Genomic DNA, 23,531 nt, shown 5'->3' with positions numbered 1-23,531 from the left:
CTATTTAATGGTTAGCGCATCATCAACTAATTGCTGCTGCTGTTTATTGTGCTCAGATAAATAACCCACTGCTGGCGCAGCCGAAGCCGCACGTCCTGCGTAAGTTAACTTCGCACCCTCAGGAATCGCAGCCATGAAATGATGTTGGCTGTTATACCAAACACCTTGGTTCTGCGGCTCTTCCTGACACCAGACAAAGTCTTTAACGTGCTGATAATCTTTCATAATTTCCGCGACTTCTTCAGCCGGGAACGGGTACAACTGCTCAATACGAATTATGGCTACATCGTTTTGCTCACGCTCGCGACGTTGGGCTAGCAAGTCGTAGTAAACTTTACCGGAGCAAAGCACTACGCGCTTAACTTTTTTCGCATCAATATCGTCGATTTCACCAATCGCGTTTTGGAACACGCCATCGGCTAATTCATCCATGCCTGATACCGCTAACGGGTGACGCAATAATGACTTAGGCGTCATTACAATCAACGGCCGCCGTACCGGACGTAAATGCTGACGACGGATCATGTGGAACACCTGCGCTGGCGTAGTCGGTACACACACTGACCAGTTATGGTCAGCCGACAACTGCAAGAAACGCTCTAGACGTGCCGAACTATGCTCTGGACCTTGCCCCTCGTAACCATGCGGCAACAATAGGGTTAAGCCACACAAACGACCCCACTTTTGCTCACCCGAGCTTAAAAATTGGTCGATAACCACTTGCGCGCCATTGACGAAATCACCAAACTGCGCTTCCCACATCACTAAGGCATGCGGTTCCGCGGTAGCATAGCCATATTCAAACGCGACTACCGCTTCCTCGGATAGCACCGAATCATAAATTTCGATTTGTCCTTGGCCGTCGCGTAGGTTATTCAACGGCATGTAAACCGATGCGTCGTCTTGGTTGTGCAGCACCGCATGACGGTGGAAGAACGTACCACGACCACTATCCTGACCGGTCAAGCGAATATGTACGCCTTTATCGACTAGCGTGGCATAAGCTAAGGTTTCGGCAAAACCCCAATCGGCTTGCTTATCACCGTTCGCCATTTTCAAGCGTTCGCTGTACACCTTAGCCACACGCGATTGCAATTGGAAGCTGTCGGGATAGTCGCAAATTTTCTCGCCGAGTGCCTGCAACTCATCGCGGCTAATAGCCGAGTCATAATCCACATCCCAATCGTTACCGATATAGGGTGACCAGTCGCTAGAGTGCGCTTTCATCGGACGATATTCGTCGACGACCACTTCACCTCGATCCAACGCATCACGATAATCATCGATGAAGCGTTGTGCTTGGTCAGCGTCAACAGCTTTATGCTCTACCAAGCGTTGTGCATACAGTTCACGCGGCACCGGATGCTGCTTGATCTGCTGATACATTAACGGTTGTGTAGCGCTCGGCTCATCGGCCTCGTTATGGCCGTGACGGCGATAACAGACTAAATCGATAACCACATCACGCTTAAAGGTGTTGCGATAATCTAAGGCTAATTGAGTGACAAAAACTACCGCTTCAGGGTCGTCAGCGTTAACGTGGAAAATCGGCGCCTGCACCATCTTCGCGATATCGGTACAATATTGCGTCGAACGTGAATCTTCACGTTTAGAGGTGGTAAAGCCAACTTGGTTGTTGATCACGATACGCACCGAACCGCCCACTTGGAACGCTCGGGTTTGCGACATATTAAAGGTTTCTTGAACCACGCCTTGACCGGCGATGGCGGCGTCACCATGAATGGTGATTGGCAGTACTTTGGCGCCCTCAGGATCTTGCAAACGATCCATGCGCGCGCGTACCGAGCCCATCACTACCGGGTTAACGATTTCCAAATGCGATGGGTTAAACGCCAACGCCAAATGAATGTTACCGCCCGGTGTTTCGAAGTCAGATGAAAAGCCCATGTGATATTTAACATCACCTGAGCCTTTCCCTTCGGCGTGTTTACCGGCAAATTCGTCAAACAAATCTTGCGGCTTTTTACCCAGCACGTTGACCAGCACGTTTAAACGACCGCGGTGCGCCATGCCGATAACAACTTCTTTTGAACCCTGTTCGCCAGCGCGGTTGATCAGTGCTTTTAGCAATGGGATCAAGCTATCGCCGCCTTCTAGCGAAAACCGCTTAGCGCCAGGAAATTTTGAGCCTAGATATTTTTCCAGGCCATCAGCGGCGGTCAGCGCTTTTAAAATTAGCTGACGTTCGTCTTTGGAAAAAGACGGTGTGCCCAGCACGCTTTCTAAACGTTGCTGGATCCAACGCTTTTCTTCGGTTGACACGATGTGCATATATTCTGCACCGACCGAGCCACAGTAAATTTTTTCCAGTGCCTGATGAATATCACCCAGCTTCATGGTTTCTTGACCGACAGCTAACGAACCGACATTAAACTCGGTGTCGTAGTCATCTTTAGAAAGGTCATGATGAGCCAGCGATAAATCAGGAACCTGTTCCTGCTGCCACAAACCGAGCGGGTCGAGCTTGGCGTGTTGATGGCCGCGGAAGCGATAAGCGTTGATCAGCTGTAACACGCGTACCTGTTTTTGGTCCGGTGCCGGGGCGCTACTCGATGAGCTTTGCTTCAGCTTGTTTTTCGCCATTTCACGAAACTGTTCGCGAATTTGACTGTGTTTAATATCCGTCGCGCCGTCAACGTCGGGTAACGATTTAAAAAAGGCTCGCCACTCGTCGCTCACTGACGTCGGGTCGTCCAGATAGGCTTCGAATAGCGCCTCAATGTAAGCCGAGTTGCCCCCAGCTAATTGAGACGATTCTAGCCAGGCACGCATTACGCCATCTTGCATTGCTTTTCCTTCACACTCGTTTTGCAAACTGCGGAAATAACAACCGTCTATAACAACAAAAAAATAGCCACCCGTGGGTGGGATGGCTATTTCAGCATTCAACTATGACTGTAGCAGACTCACGCGCATGATTAAATGGCGCGATTCAACAGCATAGATTTGATATGACCAATAGCCTTGGTCGGGTTCAATCCTTTCGGGCAAACGCTGACACAGTTCATGATGCCGTGACAACGGAATACACTAAAGGCATCATCTAAATCATCTAAGCGTTGCTCAGTCGCGGTGTCACGGCTATCAGCCAAGAACCGATAGGCATGTAACAAGCCCGCAGGACCGATAAACTTGTCTGGGTTCCACCAAAACGACGGACAAGACGTTGAACAACAAGCACAGAGGATACATTCGTACAACCCATCCAAATGCTCTCGCTCTTCCGGCGACTGTAAACGCTCGCGTGCCGGTGGATTCTTGTCGTCGTTAATCAGGTACGGCTTCACTTTCTCATATTGTTGGTAAAACTGTGTCATATCAACAATCAAATCGCGAATAACCGGCAACCCCGGTAACGGACGGATGACAATCTTGTTGCTACCCAAATCTGACACATGGGTAATACAAGCCAAACCGTTTTTACCATTCATATTGACGCCGTCAGAACCACACACACCTTCACGGCATGAGCGACGGAACGCCAAGGTTGGATCTTGCTCTTTCAGCTTCAGCAATACATCCAACACCATCATATCCTGGTTTTCTTCGACTTCCAGGCTGTAGTCCTTCATGTACGGTGCGTTATCAACATCCGGGTTGTAACGATAAACCGAAATTTTCAATGTTTTCATCGTTTACCTCTACCCTTAATAAGTCCGCGCTTTTGGCGGGAAAGCATCACGCGAAAGCGGTTTCATATTCACTTCGCGAGTGGTCATGCTTTCGTCTTCTGGACGATAAACACTGTGAACCAACCATTTCTCATCGTCACGGTCAGGATAGTCTTCACGACTATGCGCACCGCGACTCTCGGTACGGAAATTAGCCGCTACCGCGGTAGCATAAGCGGTTTCCATCAGGTTATCGAGTTCCAGACATTCAACACGCTGAGTGTTAAATTCGCTACTGGTATCGTCTAAACGCGCATGTTTCAGACGTTCACGAATGGTTTTCAGCTCATCCAGACCTTCTGACATCGCCTTACCTTCACGGAATACCGAGAAGTTTAATTGCATGCACTGTTGCAGGTCTTTCTTGATTTGCGCCGGATCTTCACCCTGTTGAGTGTTCTCCCAACGATTAGCACGCGCCATCGCCGCTTCAACATCGTCTTTGCTGGCTGCACGCGCTTCGCTGTTAGCCGCTAAGGCGTCGCCCAAATGTAAACCGGTTGAACGACCAAAGACCACCAAATCGAGTAGCGAGTTACCGCCCAGACGGTTAGCACCGTGCACCGATACACAAGCAATTTCGCCACAGGCAAACAAGCCAGCTACAGGCTTAGTATTGCCATTCGCGTCGACGCTCAATGCCTGCCCATGAATGTTAGTTGGAATACCGCCCATCATGTAGTGACAGGTAGGAATAACCGGAATCGGCTCTTTCACTGGGTCGACGTGAGCAAAGGTTCGTGACAAGTCACAAACGCCAGGTAAACGGCTTTCTAACACCTCTTTACCCAGATGGTCTAACTTCAGTTTTAAGTGAGTGCCCCAAGGGCCTTCACAGCCACGGCCTTCTCGAATTTCCATCATCATCGAGCGCGCAACCACGTCACGTGATGCTAAGTCTTTGGCGTTTGGCGCATAACGCTCCATAAAGCGCTCGCCATCTTTATTCAGCAGGTAGCCACCCTCACCACGGCACCCCTCGGTTACCAGCGTACCGGCACCGGCAATACCGGTTGGGTGAAACTGCCACATTTCCATATCTTGCACCGGCACACCCGCACGCAAGGCCATACCAACGCCGTCGCCGGTGTTGATGTGTGCGTTGGTGGTTGAGGCGAAAATACGGCCAGCACCGCCGGTAGCCAAAACTACCGCTTTGGCTTTAATAAAAAATACTTCACCGGTCTCAATATTCAACGCGGTGGTACCAACAACCGCACCGTCTTGGTTTTTCACTAAGTCGAGCGAGTACCATTCTGATAACACGGTGGTTTTGTTTTTCACGTTTTGCTGATACAGCAAATGCAGCAACGCGTGTCCAGTACGGTCTGCAGCAGCAGCCGTTCGTGCGGCTTGCTCACCACCGAAGTTTTTCGACTGACCGCCAAACGGACGTTGATAAATTTTGCCGTTTTCAAAACGCGAGAACGGTAATCCCATGTGTTCCAGTTCCAGAATCGCTTCTGGACCGGCATTACACATATATTCAATGGCGTCTTGGTCACCGATGTAGTCCGACCCTTTAACGGTGTCGTACATGTGCCATTCCCAATCATCTTCGTGTGCGTTACCTAACGCGACGGTAATACCGCCCTGCGCCGATACTGTGTGCGAACGAGTTGGGAACACTTTTGACATCAGTGCACAGCTCATGCCTGATTCTGAGATTTGCAGTGCAGCGCGCATACCGGCGCCGCCAGCGCCGATCACTACGGCATCAAATTCTAATGTTTGCATAGTCACTTAAACACCCCACAGTACGAACAGGATGGTTAACCACATAACGATTAACGCTACGCTGACAACCAATTGGACAAAGGCACGTCGGCTAGATTTTTTGACATAGTCCGTCAGTACTTGCCAAATACCAATCCAGCCATGAATCAATACCGCTGTATACGCTAGCAAGGTAAATACTTTCACCCATAAATTAGCGAACAGCCCTGTCCACACTTGATAAGTGACCTCCGGCGTGGCCACGAAAAAACCAACCATAAACAATGCGTATAAGGTCAGGATGATCGCGGTTGCGCGTACCAGCACATAATCGTGGGTACCACTGCGTCCGAAAGTTGATGCAACTCTTACCATAACCAAACTCCTGCCAAAACTGATAATACGATGGCTAATACCATAGCCACTTTGGCACTTAATTTACCGGACTGCAGCTCTTCCCAGTGACCCATATCCATCACTAGGTGGCGCAAACCCGCTAATAAGTGATAACCCAGTGCGGTCAAAATTCCCCAAGCGATAAATTTAGCCAAAAAGGTGTCCATTAAAGAACTCACCCAATTGAACTGTTGTTCGCTTTGTAAGGATGTGACTAATGCCCAAGTTAAAAACACCAACGCCACTAGCATGATCACGCCAGTGATACGGTGTAAAATTGAAGCGATTGCAGGAGCAGGAAATTGAATTGTTGATAAAGCTAAATTTACTGGTCTTTGTTTCTTCACGGTTGTTTGCCTTTTATATAAAAGCATTTGAGACATGCTCAGGACTTCTGGTCCGGAACTGGACCCCTAATTATTCAACCAGCCAGATAAGCGAAGAACGACAGCCTATCTGATCCAACGAGAGTATATCCAGCATGGCGAATAATTACAATTCCTTAGCTGAATAACGACTCCTTTTTTGTGTTCGATCACCGCAGCTAAAAAGATTTCTAGATGGCAATGCGACAATAGTCGGATTTGATGATCCGATTTGGCGTATTATAACGTATAATTGTTCACCACTTTTGGCATGTTTTTGCGACTTTCTTGCATGATTATTGAACATGCACAATTTCAAACGCGCGTTTACAGAAATTGACATTGGTCACTCAGATCAAGTAAAACTAGCGCACTTTAACGTTCTAGACGAAGCAGAAAAGCGAGGAGATTTCCTTATGGCTGATCGTAAAGCCACCCTGCAGATTGATGGCCAATCTATTGATTTGCCAGTTATTTCACCGACTGCAGGCAACGATGTAATCGATGTTCGTTCGCTTGGTAAGCACGGTTATTTCACCTTTGACCCAGGTTTCTTAGCAACGGGTTCTTGCGAATCGGCTATTACCTTTATTGATGGTGGCAAGGGTGTTTTGCTACATCGTGGTTATCCGATTGATGAGCTAGCAACTCAGGCTGATTACCTAGAAGTCTGCTACATGCTGCTACACGGTGAAGCCCCTGATGAAGAAACCTATGCCGAATTCAAAGATGCCATCACCAAACACACCATGGTGCATCAAGGCATTCATAACTTCTTTAACGGTTTCCGCCGTGACGCGCATCCGATGGCCATGTTATGTGCCGTCACCGGCGCACTGTCATCGTTCTATCATCACGATTTAGATATTCACGATTCAGAGCAACGTTTACGCAGTGCCTATCGCCTAGTTGCGAAAATGCCAACCATCGCCGCTATGGCTTATAAATACAGCATGGGTCAACCCTTTGTTTATCCGCGTAATGACCTGTCATACTCTGAAAACTTCTTGAATATGATGTTTTCGGTGCCGGCTGAAGAGTACCAAGTTAATCCGATTATCGCTAAAGCGATGGATCGTATTTTCACCTTACACGCTGACCATGAGCAAAATGCATCAACCTCAACGGTACGTTTGGCGGGCTCTTCGGGTGCCAACCCATATGCTTGTATTGCAGCCGGTGTTGCGTCTTTATGGGGACCGGCACACGGCGGCGCCAACGAAGCTTGCCTGCGCATGCTGGAGAAGATTGGCTCAGTTGACAAGATCCCTGAGTATATCGAGAAAGCTAAAGACAAAGACGATCCATTCCGTCTGATGGGCTTTGGTCACCGTGTTTATAAAAACTTTGACCCTCGCGCCACCGTCATGCGTGACACCTGTCATGAAGTGTTACAAGAACTAGATATCGACGATCCGCTGTTAGATGTCGCTATGGAATTGGAGCGCATCGCGCGTGAAGACGAGTACTTCATCGAGAAGAAACTCTATCCGAACGTCGACTTCTACTCTGGTATTATTCTTAAGGCAATTGGTATCCCGACCAGCATGTTCACGGTCATTTTTGCCTTATCACGCACGGTTGGTTGGGTCTCTCACTGGCATGAAATGATGAGCGAAGAAAACCAGAAAATTGGTCGTCCTCGCCAGTTGTATACCGGTCATACACAGCGTAAATTCTCACCATTGAAAAAATAAATATTGGTGATGTTTTAATCACGGATTATGCAACGATTTATGCAATAAATAGCCGTATAAAGCATGCCGTAAAAAGCAATTAGTAAAAACGCCTCACTCGAGGCGTTTTTTTATGCGCAACTGCAACTATAGCTGAGTATAGCTGAGCCCGACCACCACCATCATCAATTTGATTAAGCAATCATTAAAAAATACTAAACAATCGCCATTTTCACCATCGAATCCCAATTCAGCGCATCAAAAAACACAGAGAATAACCAATAAAACACTGATAAATATAGATTTTTATATTTTGGCATATTAGCTGCACTTATCACCGCTAAGGAAACATCATTTTGTCAATTTGACCAACTTAGCGAAGGACAACCACCATGCCATCACAATCATCACTAAAAGCGCTTGGCGTTATCTTCTGTGTTGCTAGCCTAGCCAGCTTAACCGGCTGTACGCAAGCCGATGCCGGTAACCAAAAACCGCAGCAGGTGACCGAACTACGGATCCCCGTTGAAGTCGGTAATGCCAGTCAGGGCGACATTACTCAGGCCTATCAAACCACCGCCACATTGGAAGCTCGTGAAGAAGCCGACGTCATCAGTAAAGTGAACGGCTTAGTCGAAGAAATTTATGTCGAGGAAGGCGACGCGGTCAGCAAAGGCGACGTCATCGCACGTTTACGCGATGATGAGTACCGTATTCAGTTGGCTCGCGCCAAAGCCGAACTGGCTGGCATAGAGCAAGAATTAAAACGCGTTGGACAAATGGCCGAGCAACAGTTGGTCAGCGCCGATGTGTACGACAAATTACGTGCGCAACGCGACGTTAAACAAGCTGAATACGACATGGCTGCGCTGAATCTTAGCGAAACCGAAATTCGCGCCCCCATCAGCGGTCACGTTGCCACCCGCTATGTCAAAGTCGGTAATTTAGTTACTCAGTATCAAGCCAATGCGCTGTTTTATCTTGTCGATCAGACGCGTTTACAAGGCATCATTCATTTACCAGAACAACAACTGGCCAGCATTGCTATCGGTCAACAAGCATCATTACGCGTTGCCAGCCAAGCCGACGATATTCATGGCACCGTAGAAAGAATTAGCCCGGTGGTCGATAGTCGCTCGGGCACCTTTAAAGTGGTGCTCGCAGTAGACAACGCCGATCAACACTTGAAATCCGGCATGTATGCGGCGGTGAAATTACAATACAACACCCACCGTAATGCCACCTTGATCCCACAATATGCGGTAGTCAGCTTGGACAACCAACACAGCGTATTTCGCGTCGATGAAAACGGCGTGGCACACAAAATTGACGTGCATTTAGGTTACAGCAACGACACCCACTTCGAGGTGCTAAACGGCTTAAACAATGGCGATAAAATTGTCATCACTGGCCAAAACAATTTAAAAGACCAAGCCAAAGTCGACATTATTAACGCCGGTTAATCCGCCTCTTTTAGCAGCAAGGAAAGACGCTCATGAGTATTGCAGCATTGGCGGTTAAGCGCCCGGTTACCATCGCCATGGTCACATTGGCAGTAATGTTGTTCGGCATGGTGGCGCTATCGCGCTTAGCCGTCAATTTATTACCGAACTTATCTTACCCCACGCTGACCATTCGCACCGACTACCCAGGCGCCGCCCCGGCAGAAGTCGAGCAACTGGTTAGCAAACCGATTGAAGAAGCTATCGGCACCGTACAAGGCATCCGTCGTGTCAAATCGATTTCACGCGCCGAACAATCGGATGTGTTGTTGGAATTTGCCTGGGGCACCAATATGGACATGGCCAGTTTGGACGTCCGTGAGAAGCTGGATACCGTAGAGCTGCCGTTAGACGCCGATAACGCCTTGATTTTGCGCTTTAACCCAGCGCTAGATCCGATTTTTCGAAGCGCACTGAGTAGCGCAGACGACAGTTTAACCGCCGACCAACTAAAACGCTTACGCCGTTACGCTGACGAACAGCTAAAGCGCCAGCTCGAATCCATTGAGGGTGTCGCATCGGTGCGCTTGGGTGGCGGCTTAGAAGATGAAATTCAGGTATTGGTCGATAATCGCCGCATTAGCCAGCTACAAATCCCCTACAGCCTAATCAACCAACGCTTAAAAGATGAAAACATCAACCTGTCGGGTGGCCGTATCGAAACCCAACGGCAAGAGTTTTTAGTTCGCACCCTGAACCAGTTTCAATCGTTAGACGATATCGCCAATATCTACATAGCCAGCCGCGATGACCGACATATTCGCTTGCAAGATATCGCCGACATACGCGATGGCTACAAAGAGCGCGACGCGATCACTCGCGTCGACGGTGCTGAAACCGTCGAAATATCGTTCTATAAAGAAGGCGATGCCAATACCGTTGCCGTCGCTAAAGCCATTAAGACACGTCTAAGTCAGTTAACCGATGAGCTCCCCGATGGCTATCGCTTGACCAATATTTATGACCAATCGCTGTTTATCGATGATGCCATCAGCGAAGTTAAAGCCGCTGCGATTTCTGGCGGCATCCTTGCCATGCTAATTATTTACCTTTTTTTACAGCGGGTGTGGCCGACGATCGTGATCTCCTTGGCGATCCCGATTTCGATAATCGCGACCTTCAATTTAATGTACGCCAACAACATTAGCCTCAACATCATGTCGTTAGGCGGCATCGCCTTAGCCGTCGGTATGTTAGTTGATAACGCCATCGTGGTCCTAGAAAATATTGCCCGTCAACGGCAACAAGGCAGCGACGCCACTAGCGCCTCGGCAGTAGGCACACAACAAGTAACCAGCGCTATCATCGCCTCCACCCTAACCACCATGGCGGTATTTTTTCCGTTAGTGTTTGTCGATGGTTTAGCCGGACAATTATTTCGTGATCAAGCACTGACCGTCACCTTTGCGCTTGCCGCATCGTTGCTGGTCGCGATTAGTGTCATTCCGATGCTATCGGCTCGACAACGCCAGGCCGACAATAGCCAAGCACCAGCAGATGTCACAGCTGATCGCCAAGCTAATACCAGCAGCGCCATCAGCGACCACAGCACGGTCACGACAAGACAGCGCGCAGGCCGCCTGATCAGCGCTATCTTGCTAGCACCTTGGCGCTTTTTAACACAATGGTTGCCGATGGCTGTGACCATGTTCTTGACCCTCATCTGGCGTCTATTCGCACACGCCTTCTTGTGGCTAAGTAAGCCACTATTGGCGATCTTTAATCGCGGCTACCAAGCCGTCGAAAGCGGTTATCTGACTGCATTACGCGGTGCCCTGCTGCGGCCTTGGTTAACCTTGCTAACGGTGGCTGTGCTCGCCAGTCTCAGCTTTGCCCTGCTACCACGTTTGCAGGTCAGCTTGATCCCAGCCATGAGTCAGGGTGAGTTCTACGCCGAAGTCACCCTGCAACCAGGTGCGGCCATTACCCGCACCGACCAAGTATTACAGCAACTTAGCGCCAGCCTAGATGACAATCCAGCCGTTGCCCGCAGCTACGCGGTGGCGGGTACCGGGAGTTTGTTAAATGCATCACCGGCGCAAGGTGGTGATTATTGGGGGCGCTTAAACGTCGTGATGGCCGATTCAAGCAGCGCTGAACAACAACAGCAAGTTATCGAGCAACTGCGCCAGCAGGCACAACGCTTACCCGGCGTGATGGTAAAGTTTGGTACACCCGAGCTATTTAGCTTCAGTAGTCCGTTAGTGGTTGAACTGCGCGGTTATCATCTCGCTAGCTTGCAACAGAGCGCCAATCAATTAGCCAATGCGCTAGCCGATAACAAACGTTTCAGCGACATTCGCGTTAATATGACCGCCGGCCAACCCGAAATTGCGATTTACTTTGACCATGATCGCCTTGCCGCTTATGGTCTTACCGCGCCAGCGGTGGCGGATGTCGTTGCCAGTCAAGTCGGCGGTAACGTGGCGACCCAATACAACTTACGCGATAGAAAAATTGATGTATTGGTACGCAGTCAAGCAGAGAACCGCGATAGCGTCGCCGATATGCAACGATTGATCATTAACCCCGGTCAAGCACAAGAAATCAGTTTGGCAGCGGTGGCTGATATTCGTGTTATCAACGGCCCCAGCGAAATTACCCGCATCGGCCAGCAACGTACCGCGATTGTCGAAGCCAACTTAAATTATGGTGACTTGGCAGCAGCCGCCAGTGCGACCGAGCAATTACTTCAACAGTTGACCCTACCGAGCACCGTAAAAGCGAGCATCGCTGGCCAAAACGAAGAAATGCAGCAGTCGTTCCGCTCACTTAAGTTTGCACTAGCGCTAGCGGTATTTTTGGTTTATTTGGTGATGGCGTCACAGTTCGAATCACTGTTACACCCATTGTTGATTCTATTCACCGTACCCTTAGCCGCAGCAGGCTCGATACTCGGCTTAGTGTTAACCAACACCCCGCTCAGTATCATCGTATTTATCGGCCTGATCATGCTCGCCGGTATTGTGGTAAACAACGCCATCGTGTTGGTCGACCGTATTAATCAATTGCGCCAACAAGGCGAATCGCGCTGGCAAGCCGTTTACCAATCGGCAGCGAGTCGCCTACGGCCGATTTTGATGACGACGCTTACCACTGTACTGGGTTTGTTACCACTAGCCATTGGCGGCGGTGACGGTGCCGAAATTCGGACGCCGATGGCAATTACAGTCATCAGTGGCTTGCTGTTTGCGACCTTATTGACGTTATTTTTAATTCCCGCTTTATATCTGCTGGCTGACCGTAAAAGCGACAGTAATTCAGCACCCTCAATGCATCCTCAAGGAGTGAGCCATGACTAGCAGCAATTTTGCCGCGCGCCTAGCGCAGGCGGCGTTGGCGCGGCCGGTGACCACCCTCATGCTGGTGCTGTCGTTTTTGCTACTCGGCGCTATTGCCAGCCGTTTACTGCCGCTGGAAAAGTTTCCGGGTATCGAAATTCCCGAAATCATGGTGCAAACCCCCTATCCTAATTCCACACCCGCCGAAGTGGAGCGCTTGATCACACGCCCACTGGAGGAGGGTTTAGCCACTATTTCAGGGATCCGCGAGATACGTTCTAGTTCGACCGAGAATGGCAGCAATATCAGTATTCAATTTGACTGGGATGCCGCCATCAATGCCAAGAGTATTGAAGCACGAGAGAAGATCGATAGCGTGCGACACCTGCTACCCGACGACTTAGAGCGGGTGCATGTGTTCCAATTCAACACCAATGATTTACCCATTTTTCAATTACGTATTTCTAGTAACCGCGATCTGCGTTACGCCTACGATTTACTCGATCGTAGCCTGCGTAAACCGATTGAACGAGTCGCCGGTGTTTCCAGCGCTATTCTATATGGTGTGCAAAAACCACAGATCATGATCCGCTTGCAACACGAAAAACTGATCAGTCACGGCTTGAATAGCGATACTATCGTTGCCCTACTACGCGCCAGTAACTTTGCCAAAAGTGCCGGCTATGTGCGCACCGAACGCGATAAGATCCGGGTCAATCCGGTTGGCGAATTTCGCTCGCTGAATGATATTCGGCAGCTGCCAATCGGCTCGCAACTGCGACTGGCAGACATCGCCGAGGTCAGCATGGAAAGTCCGCGCGCGATTGAAGGCCGTCATCTTGACCAGACTTTCGCCATCGGTATGAACGTGTTTAAAGAGTCTAACGCCAATTTAGTCGACGTCTCGCAACGGGTGATGGCTGTCATTGACGAGGTCCGCAACGATCCGCAATTTAACGGGATTAATTTGTATGTGATGGATGACTTGGCAAACGGTGTCACGACATCGCTTAGCGATTTGTTAAACGCCGGCTTACTCGGTGCATTACTGTCTTTTGTCGTGCTGTATGCATTTTTGCGTAACATCACCACGACCCTCATCGTTGTCACCAGCGTGCCGATTGCGATTTTCATTACGCTCGGCATGATGTACCTGCTCGGTTATAGCCTCAATATTCTATCCTTGATGGGCTTAATGCTAGCGGTAGGTATGTTGGTTGATAACGCGGTGGTCGTCACCGAAAGTATTCAGTACGAACGCGACCAGGGTTACGACGGTGAGCAAGCCACACAACGCGGTATTAGCAAAGTCGCGATGGCGGTTATTGCGGGCACGTTGACGACAGCCATTGTATTTTTGCCTAACATTGTCGGTGAAAAAATCGACGTGACTATCTTTTTAGAGCACGTCGCGGTGGCGATTTGTATTTCGCTGCTAGCCTCGCTCATACTATCGCAAACGCTTATTCCGCTACTGGCCACACGCTTACTCAAACAGCGTCAAACCAACACCCAGCAAGCACCAGCACAACATCGCTGGTATCGGCGCAGTTTGGCGTGGACCCAGCGCCACCGCAAAGTCACTACCCTTCTGGGCTTACTCTTGTTCGGCAGCATCGTTATCCCGCTGCAGTTTGTTAGCGGCGATCAAGATAATGGTGCTTTTAACAATCGGCTATTCATCGACTATCGCTTACAAGGACAATATCGTTTGGCTGACGTCGAGGCCGAGGTGACACGTATGGAGCAATACCTATATGCTCACCAACAAGATTTCGGCATCGACTCGGTGTATAGCTACTACAACAGTACCGAAGCCACTTCTACCGTGATTTTGGTCGAGCCTATGCGTGAACCCGTGGCGCAGCTGATGGAACGAATTCGCGAGGGCTTTCCAGCATTATCGCGCAGTAAGCCACAGTTTGGCTTTAACGGCGGCAGTAACGGTAATGTGCAAGTCACGCTAAGTGGTCCATCGACCGATGTCTTACAGCAACTCAGTAGTACAGTGGAAGCAATGCTAGCCGGTATTGATGGTTTAACCGATGTGCGCTCAGAAATGGCAAGCGCGCAAAAGGAACTACAAATTCATATCAACCGCCAGCAAGTACACCGGTTAGGCTTGAGCAGTGCCACGGTTGCAGCCCAAGTCGGCACCGCTTTACGAGGCCAGCGTTTACGTTCATATCGAGCCGATGCTAATGGTGAAATTGATATTTATGTCGCACTGGATAAAGATTTTGAAAGCTCATTACGACGCCTGCAAGGGCTAGTCATCGACCAGCAACAGCAAGTGATTACTTTAGCAACCGTAGCTAATTTTGTGGTCGCTCCCAGACTCGGCGAGATCCGCCGCTTAGATCGACAAACCTCAATCAGCATTGGTGCTAACCGTGGCGATATGCCACTAGCTGACGCCCGCCAAGCGATTACCGAGGTGCTATCACAACTGCAACTACCCAGCGGCTATCGTTGGAGTTTAGACGGCGCCTTTAAACGTCAACACGAAGCCGAAAATGTCATGCAGGTGAATATGTTACTGGCACTTTGCATGATTTATATTGTGATGGCGGCGCTATTCGAATCCGTACTGCTGCCTACCGCGGTTTTAAGCTCGTTAATGCTCTCGGCCACCGGCGTCTTCTGGGCCTTGATGTTAAGCGGTGAATCAATGTCAATTATGGCGATGATTGGGATTTTAATACTAATGGGCATAGTGGTGAATAACGGCATTGTGCTGGTCGACCGAATCAATCAGCTGCAACAGGAGGGTATGACCCTGCACGAGGCTGTCATAGAGGGTTGTGCCAGCCGACTAAGACCGATTCTGATGACTGTCGCGACCACCATATTGGGGCTGCTGCCGCTGGCTTTTGGTAGCACTCAAATGGGGGGTGACGGCCCTCCTTACGCTCCCATGGCGATCTCCATTATCGGCGGTTTGTTATTTTCAACCATCACCAGTTTATATTTAGTACCGCATAGTTATGTGCGTTTAATTGCCTGGCGTGATGGTTGGCGGCAGCTACAGCAGCGTAGCCGTCGTCAGGTCAGCCGGATATTGCACGCTGCCGACCAGGGAAATAGTATGTAGTCAATCGATTAATTCCGGCGAATGTCCGTAAACTGACTGAAATTTGATCTTAACTCCGTTATAATGCGGCGCTTTATTCTCAGTCCGCTGAGTATTGTTGATTGATTAGAATACAACCTAATGGTGAGCTTCTTGGTCGATCAACGCACAGCCAGCAACGCGATTTAAAGGTGAGTTAGAGCCTATGCAGCAAGTTATTAACGTACAGCCGCCGGAAATAATGCCACGCAAGTTTAAGGTTTATCAGCATCGTCAGTTAGATAAAATCGAGGCTTTGCAACGTGTACCCGACGACATGCGCTTTGAAATGAAAGTGGTCGCCAATGTACTACCCTTTCGTGTCAACGAATACGTCTTTAACGAGTTAATTGACTGGGAAAACGTTCCTAACGATCCAATATTTCAGCTAACCTTTCCACAAAAGGATATGCTCGACCCGTCGGCCTACCAACGGATGGCCGATTTGATGTCGGCTAAGCACAGCACTAACGATGTGTTTGATCTGGCGACACAATTACGCGAGGAAATGAACCCGCATCCAGCCGGTCAAATGCAAATGAATGTGCCGCATGTCGATGGTATTCCGTTACCCGGTATGCAACATAAGTACCGTGAAACGGTATTATTTTTTCCTTCGCAAGGCCAGTATTGCCATTCTTATTGCACCTTTTGCTTTCGCTGGGCGCAGTTTGTCGGTAAAGCGATGCGCTTCAACTCTAATGACGCCGAACTATTGCACCGCTACTTAGCTTCGCACAAAGAAATCAGTGATTTGCTGGTTACCGGTGGCGATCCGATGGTAATGCGGACGCGGAAATTGGCACAGTATCTAGAAAAGCTGACCGAGCCTGAGTTTGAGCATGTTCAAACCATTCGTATTGGTACTAAGTCATTAACCTTCTGGCCTTACCGTTATTTGACCGATCCTGATGCCGATCAATTACTGGCACTACTCGAGCGCTTAGTCAACGCTGGCAAGCACGTCTCGATCATGGCGCACTTTAATCACCACCACGAAATGCGTACCGACGTCTGCCAAGAAGCCATTCGCCGACTGCGCAAAACCGGCGTACAAATTCGTTGTCAGGCACCGCTTTTACGCCATATCAACGACGATGCCGACGCTTGGGCGACAATGTGGAACCAACAAGTGAAACTGGGTATGGTGCCCTATTACATGTTTGTCGAGCGCGATACCGGCGCTAAACGTTACTTTGAGGTGCCGCTGGAACGCACTTGGGAGATCTTCCGTGACGCCTATAAGCAGGTGTCGGGTATTGCTCGTACCGTACGCGGTCCGTCAATGAGTGCAGGACCGGGCAAGGTCGAAGTACAGGGTGTGACCGAGATTGCCGGCGAAAAGGTATTTGCACTGCGCTTTATTCAAGGTCGTAACCCCGACTGGGTTCAGCGCCCATTCTTTGCTAAATACAATCCTGATGCCACTTGGTTGCATCATTTAGAGCCCGCTTTCGGCGAGAAAAAGTTCTTTTTCGAAGACGAGTATGCACAAATGTCGCAGATGGATTAAACGCCATCGACATCACTAAAAAAGCCCGGTGAAGCGTTTTCACCGGGCTTTTTAATCAGTCACTAGCAAGCTTGTTCCTCACTACCTACTGTTTTATCTCACTACCATCCCCTGCTTTTGGCGAGTTGGATAGCATCGCTTAAATCATCAGGCGTATCGATGCCTGCCGGTGGCGGTAAAATAGCCTCGGCGACATGAATGCGTTCGCCATGCCACAACACTCGTAACTGTTCCAGCGACTCAATACCCTCAATAGGGCTGGCACACCAGTCAGCATAACGACCGATAAAACCTGCACGATAAGCATAAATGCCGATGTGACGGCGATAAATGTCGCTATCTAAAACACGTTGCTTGGCGCCCTGCTCAAACCCGCCACGTTGCCAAGGAATCGGTGCCCGACTGAAATACAGCGCATAACCAGCGGCATCGGTGACCACTTTCACGCAATGCGGGTTAAATAATTCAGTGTCGTTGCTGATCGGCACAGCCAAGGTTGCCATTGGTGCCAAACGTTGATTAGCGAGATTATCGGCGACTTGGCGAATGATTTCCGGCGGAATGAAAGGCTCATCACCTTGTACGTTCACCACCACTTCTTGCTCCGCCAGCGCTAATTGTTCGACCACTTCGGCTAGACGCTCGGTGCCGGACTGGTGCTCGCTAGCGGTCATCATGGCATGCCCACCAAACTGCTGTACCGCATCGAACACACGCTGATCATCGGTAGCAACGATCACTTCAGCGGCGCCGCTAGCTTGCGCCCGCTGATAAACATGTTCGATCATCAACTTACCGTTGATGTCAGCCAACGGCTTGCCCGGTAATCGACTTGAGCCATAACGTGCCGGAATAACAACGGTAAAACTCATGATGGCACCTGCGCAAGTTCGGCCTGATCTAAATGCCGAGCTTTACTCGCCATGAGCACCGGAATATCGTTTTCAATGGCGTACGCCAATTGGTCTCCACGACAAACTAATTCTTGTTTTTCGGCATACCAAACCAATTTGCCCTTGCATAAAGGGCACGCCAGTAATGCCAATGTTTGTTTATCAACGGCCATAAAAAGTCCTTGTACTTACTCTTGATGAGAATATTTACGCCGTAACGCGGTATTTAGTTCGGTCAACAAATCGTCAGGTAATTGCGCCTCGACCGGCAAATAATACCAGTGAGATGGCGCAAAACCCGCACACTTAGCCGCGTCTTTTTCGGTCATTACGATCGGGTAACGACGATTAAAACGCTCAAAATCGACCTGACTGTAGGCATAATGATCGGCAAAAATACCGGTTTCAACGATCTCGATGCCTTGTTGCTTTAGCGTATTAAAAAAGCGCTGGGGGTTACCGATGCCCGCGATAGCGATAACGGCTTCGCCGTCCGGTAGTTCGATTTCGCGGTCATCTTTTACCCGCCGCCATGGCAACGCTTGCAATTGCATCTCAAAGCGCGCAAACGGGTGCTGCGCAGAGTTTGCCACCACCCATTCGGCTTGCTTCAAACGCGCCGCAGGCTCGCGTAATGGCCCAGCTGGCAGCAATAAACCATTACCCAAACCGCGTTGAGCATCAATAATGATAATTTCGGCGTCGCGTGACAGCGCATAATGTTGCAGACCGTCATCACTGACGACGACATCGATGTTCGGGGTTTCTTGCAGTAAATGCTCAATCGCTTGGCGACGTTTTGGAGCAACGACTACCGGCACTTGTGACCGACGCTGCAATAGTTTGGGTTCATCGCCGACCGCGCTGGCCGCGCTGGTGGCACTGACGGTTTGCGGAAACGGCCCCTGCCCACCGTAGCCCCGGCTAATAATAGCAGGCTGCCAGCCCTGTGACTGTAATGACTTCACTATCGCTAGCACAGCTGGCGTCTTACCGGTACCACCCACCGAGATATTACCAACCACCACCACCGGCAGCGGCGCTCGATAAGGCTTCAGTATACGCAATCGATAAAGGTTACGGCGTAACGAACTGAGTAACCAAAACAATAACGATAACGGCAATAATAGATATAAAAATGGCGCTAAACGTGGTCGATACCAAGCTTGTTCTAGCCACTTCATGACATCACGCCGCCATACTGCAAACTGTGTAACTGATAGTAAGCGCCCTGCTGTTCAATCAGGGTTTGGTGACTGCCACGTTCAACCACTTGGCCATGATCCATGACCAAAATCTCATCGGCATTTTCAATGGTGCTCAAACGGTGAGCAATGACAATCGAGGTACGGTCTTGTCGTAGCGCATTAAGCGCTTCTTGAATATGGCGTTCAGACTCGGTGTCTAATGCTGATGTCGCCTCATCTAAAATGAGGATCGGTGCGTTACGTAATAGCGCCCGAGCGATGGCGATACGTTGTCGCTGTCCGCCCGAGAGCATCACGCCATTCTCGCCGACAATGGTGTCTAAGCCTTCACTCAGATTATCGGTGAATTCGGTTACATAAGCTTGTTCAGCAACTCGACGAATATCCTCAGGGCCGACATCGCTGTGAGCGCCATAAGCAATATTGTTAGCAATACTGTCATTGAATAACGTGACATGCTGCGAGACCACGGCAAATTGGCGGCGTAAACACTTTAATTGATAATCACGAATATCGACGCCATCGAGTAGAATTTCGCCGTCCTGAATATCGTAAAAACGGGTCAATAAATTAGAAATAGTCGACTTACCGCTGCCTGAACGCCCGACTAACGCCAGTGTTTTACCGCTATCAACAGCAAAAGAGACATCGGCTAAAGCGGGCTCTTTATCGTCGTTATACCAAAATCTTACGTGTTCGAAGCGAATATCACCTTTTGCCCGTTGAATCGTTTTAGTACCGTTATCGATTTCGGCTTGTTCATCGAGCACGTTAAAAATACTCTGCGCAGCCGCTACGCCGCGCTGGAAATCACTGTTAACACTGGTTAACTGCTTTAACGGCCGCAACAACATGATCATCGACGTCAACAACACCGTAAACGCCCCCGCTGAGAGGGTTTGCAGCATTTCCGGAAAGCTAGCAATAATAAACACCGTGGCTAAGCTTAGCGAGGCAATGAATTGGATCACCGAGGTGCTGACCGCGCGCGTGTGCACCAGCTTCATATTTTGGTTACGGGTGACATTGTTCACTTCGGCAAAACGCTCGGCTTCACGCTGCTGCCCTTCGTGCATCATAACCACTTTGTGACCGTTGATCATTTGCTCGGAAGTACTGGTGACATTACCCATTGCCACTTGAATTCGACCACTGACCTTGCGAAAACGCTTAGACACGCTGGCCACCACCTTGGCAATCAACGGCCCGATCACTAAAAACACCAACGATAGTTGCCAGCTTTGATAAAACATCAGAAAAATTAGGCCGATAACAAACGCCCCTTCGCGCACCAACACAAGTAGTGCACGGCTACAAGCTTCCGCAACTTGCTGCGAATCGTAAGTAATTTTTGAAATCAGATCGCCGGTTGAATGTTGATCGTGAAACTTAACCGGTAGCCGCATCATGTGCTCAAACAATTGCTGACGCATGCTCATCACAACCCGAAAACCGACCCAGTTAAGCAAGTAGTTAGAAGCAATGTTCAAGATGCCACGTACAATAAAGAACACTGGCACGATCAAACCGGCATAAAATAGCACCGAGGAATTTTGTTCGGTAAAACCTTCGTCGATGAGAGTCTCGATTTGTGAGAAGAATAAAGTATCAACCGCGGCGTATCCCATCATTGCTAAAATGGCGCCAATAAAGGCTGCGCGGTAAGGTTTAATGTAGCTGAGCAAGCGTTTAAATACTTGCTGTTTTTGTTCTGTAGCGTCCATGTAAAACGTCGTTACGTTAATGATGTCGGCTATTCTACCTGCTTTGTCACAGGTGTGGCTAGTTTAGCCGACGCCATCGCCGAGTTTGACTCGCGTAAGGCAACTGCAATTGCCAACGATAGCCATCGCTGATCACGCTTAATTGACCCCAACGCGCGGTATCGGCCACGACTACCGATTGCTCCGCTAAGCGCTGCAATACGGCGGCGTGTGGAAAACCATAACGATTATTTGCAGCTCGGCTAAGCAGTGCTAAGGACGGTTTGACCTGCCGTAGAAAAGCCTGGCTAGAGGAACTACGGCTACCATGGTGTGGTAACACCAACACGTCACTATCGAGTTGTTGTGGTCTAGTTTTGACCAAATGCTGTTCTGCTGTCCGCAGCAGATCGCCCGGTAGCAGTAACTTAAATTGATGGAAGCGTAATGCTAAGACGCAAGAATCATCATTCGCGGCTGGGTATTTTGCTTGCTGCGGCCACAGCACTTGCCATTGTACTCCGCGCCAAACACCCGCCTGCCCTTGTTGACAAGGATGTTGCTGGTCGCCAGACCAGCGCAACTGAGGATATTGTTCAGTTAAGCGTAGGTAACCACCTGCATGGTCGCGATCATGGTGCGATAACCAAGCTACCTCGGGTTGCAACTGCCGCTGTTGTAAAAACGGTATGATAACCGCGGCGGCCATACTAAAGCCGGAGCCATAAGCAATCCCGGTATCGACCAACATGGCTTTGCCTTGGCGTTCAATCACCAAAGCCTGACTTTGCCCCACATCCAAGACATGAAGGCGCAGATAAGGATCGCGCTCGCGCCGATAAGTGATACTCAGCTGTATGACGCTAAGTAAGGTCAACATCGCTAAACGCAAACGCCAGTTTAGCGGCATGGCTAGCACCACTATCGCAGCACTGGCCAGCCACAACGACGGTTGCTGAGCCAGCGGCCACCAACTCCATGGCTGCTCGGCAACATGACTTAGCAATGGTTGCAGATAAATCATCGGTTGTTCAGCCAACTGCCAACAGAACTGTGCTGCAAGCGGTATTCCAGCCAACGCGAGCAAGCTACCAATTAACACTAACGGCACTAACCAAAAGCTAAATAACGGCACCCAAAGCAGATTAATCCAAGGCGCCAGCGGCGATACCCCATGGAATAAGCTGTTCTGCAAAGGCCATAAGCCGAGTAATAAAATAAATTCAACGCGTAGCAAGGCCAACACCGGTTTAAACCATCGCCAACTAGCGCTCGATGACTGTTGTTGCCAGCGCCAATGACTCCACATTAGAGCGATGACTGCAGTCAGTGATAACCAAAAGCCGCTGTCGAGCCATAACCAAGGGTCTAGCAGCAACAATAGGCTAAGTACTACCAGTATGAGTCGTACCCGAGTGAAGGTTAAACCGAGCAATTGCGTAGCAAACAGTACGGTCCATAACCCCATAGCTCGCAGCACCGATGTCGGAAACCCGGCTAAGCCAGCGTAAAACCACCCCATCAACCATGCCAGTATTAGCGTGTAACGCCATACTTGGCTAACTTCCTGCGCCGCACGACGGCGGCCACTTAAACGTCGTAATAACCATCGCAAGCCATAACTGACGCCAATAGCGACCAATCCCAGATGCAAGCCTGATATCGCTAATAAATGTGCAACCCCGGTGCGTTGCCATATCGTCCAAGTACTGTCATCAATATCGCCACGATAAGCGATGGCTAACGCTGCAACCAACCACGGCAGCTTTAAATCAGCTTGTTGCAACTGTTGATAAAGACGTTGTCGGAGCGTGTTAGTGGCCGTCGGTTGATGCAGTAACACACCTTCTCGAATGCTGCCTTGTGCACGAACTTGATGTCGCCAAAGATAACGAGGATAGTTAAAACCTCCTTGGTTAAACAGACCATCCGGAGCTTTTAAACGTACCTTAAAACGCCATTGCTGCCCTGCTTGAGGAGTTTGCGCCAAGTTTTGCTGATCAACATACCAAGTCAAACGTACGCGCGGCACACTTGCCCACCACGGCCAGCAAACCGGATCTTGTAAACGTCCGTAGATAATTAAACGACCCGGCTTTTTTGCTGGGATGTCATCAATTAGCAATGTTATACTTGCAGACTGCGCGTTGAGCATCGCCAAGGGTAACGGTGTCGCTCGCAACGTCTGCCATTGAATATAGCTAAAGCCTATTAGTGCGGCCATCATAAGCCAATAGACATGGTGAGGCAGTACTGTCTTACGAGCACAGCATGACTTGAGCTTGTAAGGCTTTAGCCAAGTAGCACGCTTTAGCCAAGCAGAAATTACAGTTAATGACAGTGATAATGACAGGCTATAAACCAATAATTGTGGTGCAGCGGGTTGGGTCGCTAAATAAAGTGCTAATGTAGCACCCACTAACCCAGCTAACAGGCATCGTTCCATCGATGTTAGGCCTACATATTAAGTCGCC

General features: G+C 49.5%; 15 protein-coding genes. 5 read left to right on the top strand and 10 right to left on the bottom strand.

Translation table 11 applies throughout. The features are described from left to right. The 5 genes from A10D4_RS08950 to sdhC form a co-directional block, all read right to left on the bottom strand. Nucleotides 1–2,808 (bottom strand): 2-oxoglutarate dehydrogenase E1 component, encoded by a 2,808-nt coding sequence (locus A10D4_RS08950; RefSeq protein WP_008489079.1) that lies wholly within the window; start codon nt 2,806–2,808, stop codon nt 1–3. 131 nt (nt 2,809–2,939) lie between these two features. Further along, nucleotides 2,940–3,653 (bottom strand): succinate dehydrogenase iron-sulfur subunit, encoded by a 714-nt coding sequence (locus tag A10D4_RS08945; RefSeq protein ID WP_008489077.1) that lies wholly within the window; start codon nt 3,651–3,653, stop codon nt 2,940–2,942. Between the two features lie 15 nt (nt 3,654–3,668). Continuing rightward, complete coding sequence (sdhA, locus tag A10D4_RS08940) at nt 3,669–5,429, bottom strand: succinate dehydrogenase flavoprotein subunit (protein WP_008489076.1); 1,761 nt, start codon at nt 5,427–5,429, stop codon at nt 3,669–3,671. Nucleotides 5,430–5,435: 6 nt separating this feature from the next. Beyond that, nucleotides 5,436–5,783, bottom strand: a complete 348-nt coding sequence (gene sdhD, locus A10D4_RS08935) for a succinate dehydrogenase, hydrophobic membrane anchor protein (protein WP_008489075.1) — start codon at nt 5,781–5,783, stop codon at nt 5,436–5,438. Then, a complete protein-coding gene (gene sdhC / locus A10D4_RS08930; protein ID WP_008489074.1) occupies nt 5,777–6,187 on the bottom strand; it encodes a succinate dehydrogenase, cytochrome b556 subunit in 411 nt (136 codons plus the stop codon). Before sdhC ends, sdhD begins: the two co-directional genes overlap by 7 nt. A 398-nt stretch (nt 6,188–6,585) precedes the next feature. Between sdhC and A10D4_RS08925 the strand changes: the two genes are divergently transcribed. The 5 genes from A10D4_RS08925 (at nt 6,586) to A10D4_RS08905 (ending at nt 17,253) form a co-directional block, all read left to right on the top strand. Then, nucleotides 6,586–7,866, top strand: a complete 1,281-nt coding sequence (locus A10D4_RS08925; RefSeq protein WP_008489073.1) for a citrate synthase — start codon at nt 6,586–6,588, stop codon at nt 7,864–7,866. Nucleotides 7,867–8,237: 371 nt separating this feature from the next. After that, nucleotides 8,238–9,308, top strand: coding sequence for an efflux RND transporter periplasmic adaptor subunit (locus tag A10D4_RS08920; RefSeq protein WP_008489071.1), 1,071 nt, complete (start codon nt 8,238–8,240; stop codon nt 9,306–9,308). Between the two features lie 32 nt (nt 9,309–9,340). Beyond that, nucleotides 9,341–12,649 (top strand): efflux RND transporter permease subunit, encoded by a 3,309-nt coding sequence (locus tag A10D4_RS08915; RefSeq protein ID WP_008489069.1) that lies wholly within the window; start codon nt 9,341–9,343, stop codon nt 12,647–12,649. Continuing rightward, complete coding sequence (locus A10D4_RS08910) at nt 12,642–15,722, top strand: efflux RND transporter permease subunit (RefSeq protein WP_008489068.1); 3,081 nt, start codon at nt 12,642–12,644, stop codon at nt 15,720–15,722. The genes A10D4_RS08915 and A10D4_RS08910 overlap by 8 nt, the downstream gene beginning before the upstream one ends. Before the next feature lie 184 nt (nt 15,723–15,906). Then, nucleotides 15,907–17,253, top strand: a complete 1,347-nt coding sequence (locus tag A10D4_RS08905; RefSeq protein WP_008489067.1) for a KamA family radical SAM protein — start codon at nt 15,907–15,909, stop codon at nt 17,251–17,253. A 101-nt stretch (nt 17,254–17,354) separates the two neighbouring features. On the opposite strand, the gene kdsB is transcribed toward A10D4_RS08905, so the two are convergent. From kdsB to A10D4_RS08880, 5 genes are read right to left on the bottom strand one after another with little or no spacing between them, the layout of a single operon-like run. Then, nucleotides 17,355–18,125, bottom strand: coding sequence for a 3-deoxy-manno-octulosonate cytidylyltransferase (gene kdsB, locus A10D4_RS08900; protein WP_008489066.1), 771 nt, complete (start codon nt 18,123–18,125; stop codon nt 17,355–17,357). Continuing rightward, the gene (locus A10D4_RS08895) at nt 18,122–18,319 is read right to left on the bottom strand and encodes a Trm112 family protein (RefSeq protein ID WP_008489065.1); all 198 of its coding nucleotides are present in this window, start codon (nt 18,317–18,319) and stop codon (nt 18,122–18,124) included. The genes kdsB and A10D4_RS08895 overlap by 4 nt, the downstream gene beginning before the upstream one ends. A gap of 15 nt (nt 18,320–18,334) precedes the next feature. Further along, complete coding sequence (gene lpxK, locus A10D4_RS08890; protein WP_008489063.1) at nt 18,335–19,330, bottom strand: tetraacyldisaccharide 4'-kinase; 996 nt, start codon at nt 19,328–19,330, stop codon at nt 18,335–18,337. Beyond that, entirely contained in the window at nt 19,327–21,078 is a 1,752-nt protein-coding gene (msbA, locus tag A10D4_RS08885) for a lipid A export permease/ATP-binding protein MsbA (RefSeq protein ID WP_008489062.1), read from the bottom strand. Before msbA ends, lpxK begins: the two co-directional genes overlap by 4 nt. A gap of 58 nt (nt 21,079–21,136) precedes the next feature. Next, on the bottom strand, nt 21,137–23,503 hold the full coding sequence (locus A10D4_RS08880; protein WP_008489061.1) for a DNA internalization-related competence protein ComEC/Rec2: 2,367 nt from the start codon (nt 23,501–23,503) through the stop codon (nt 21,137–21,139). Nucleotides 23,504–23,531 lie beyond the last annotated feature (28 nt).

Origin of the sequence: Idiomarina xiamenensis 10-D-4 (genome assembly GCF_000299895.1) — a bacterium.
Classification (GTDB): Bacteria; Pseudomonadota; Gammaproteobacteria; order Enterobacterales; family Alteromonadaceae; genus Idiomarina; species Idiomarina xiamenensis.
This window is presented reverse-complemented; position numbering and strand designations above follow the sequence as displayed.

What these genes read in the sequence shown, in the direction of transcription:
- A10D4_RS08950 (WP_008489079.1), bottom strand. Translation starts at nt 2,808, where the DNA reads ATGCAAGATGGCGTAATGCGTGCCTGGCTAGAATCGTCTCAATTAGCT.
- A10D4_RS08945 (WP_008489077.1), bottom strand. Translation starts at nt 3,653, where the DNA reads ATGAAAACATTGAAAATTTCGGTTTATCGTTACAACCCGGATGTTGAT.
- sdhA (WP_008489076.1), bottom strand. Translation starts at nt 5,429, where the DNA reads ATGCAAACATTAGAATTTGATGCCGTAGTGATCGGCGCTGGCGGCGCC.
- sdhD (WP_008489075.1), bottom strand. Translation starts at nt 5,783, where the DNA reads ATGGTAAGAGTTGCATCAACTTTCGGACGCAGTGGTACCCACGATTAT.
- sdhC (WP_008489074.1), bottom strand. Translation starts at nt 6,187, where the DNA reads ATGTCTCAAATGCTTTTATATAAAAGGCAAACAACCGTGAAGAAACAA.
- A10D4_RS08925 (WP_008489073.1), top strand. Translation starts at nt 6,586, where the DNA reads ATGGCTGATCGTAAAGCCACCCTGCAGATTGATGGCCAATCTATTGAT.
- A10D4_RS08920 (WP_008489071.1), top strand. Translation starts at nt 8,238, where the DNA reads ATGCCATCACAATCATCACTAAAAGCGCTTGGCGTTATCTTCTGTGTT.
- A10D4_RS08915 (WP_008489069.1), top strand. Translation starts at nt 9,341, where the DNA reads ATGAGTATTGCAGCATTGGCGGTTAAGCGCCCGGTTACCATCGCCATG.
- A10D4_RS08910 (WP_008489068.1), top strand. Translation starts at nt 12,642, where the DNA reads ATGACTAGCAGCAATTTTGCCGCGCGCCTAGCGCAGGCGGCGTTGGCG.
- A10D4_RS08905 (WP_008489067.1), top strand. Translation starts at nt 15,907, where the DNA reads ATGCAGCAAGTTATTAACGTACAGCCGCCGGAAATAATGCCACGCAAG.
- kdsB (WP_008489066.1), bottom strand. Translation starts at nt 18,125, where the DNA reads ATGAGTTTTACCGTTGTTATTCCGGCACGTTATGGCTCAAGTCGATTA.
- A10D4_RS08895 (WP_008489065.1), bottom strand. Translation starts at nt 18,319, where the DNA reads ATGGCCGTTGATAAACAAACATTGGCATTACTGGCGTGCCCTTTATGC.
- lpxK (WP_008489063.1), bottom strand. Translation starts at nt 19,330, where the DNA reads ATGAAGTGGCTAGAACAAGCTTGGTATCGACCACGTTTAGCGCCATTT.
- msbA (WP_008489062.1), bottom strand. Translation starts at nt 21,078, where the DNA reads ATGGACGCTACAGAACAAAAACAGCAAGTATTTAAACGCTTGCTCAGC.
- A10D4_RS08880 (WP_008489061.1), bottom strand. Translation starts at nt 23,503, where the DNA reads ATGGAACGATGCCTGTTAGCTGGGTTAGTGGGTGCTACATTAGCACTT.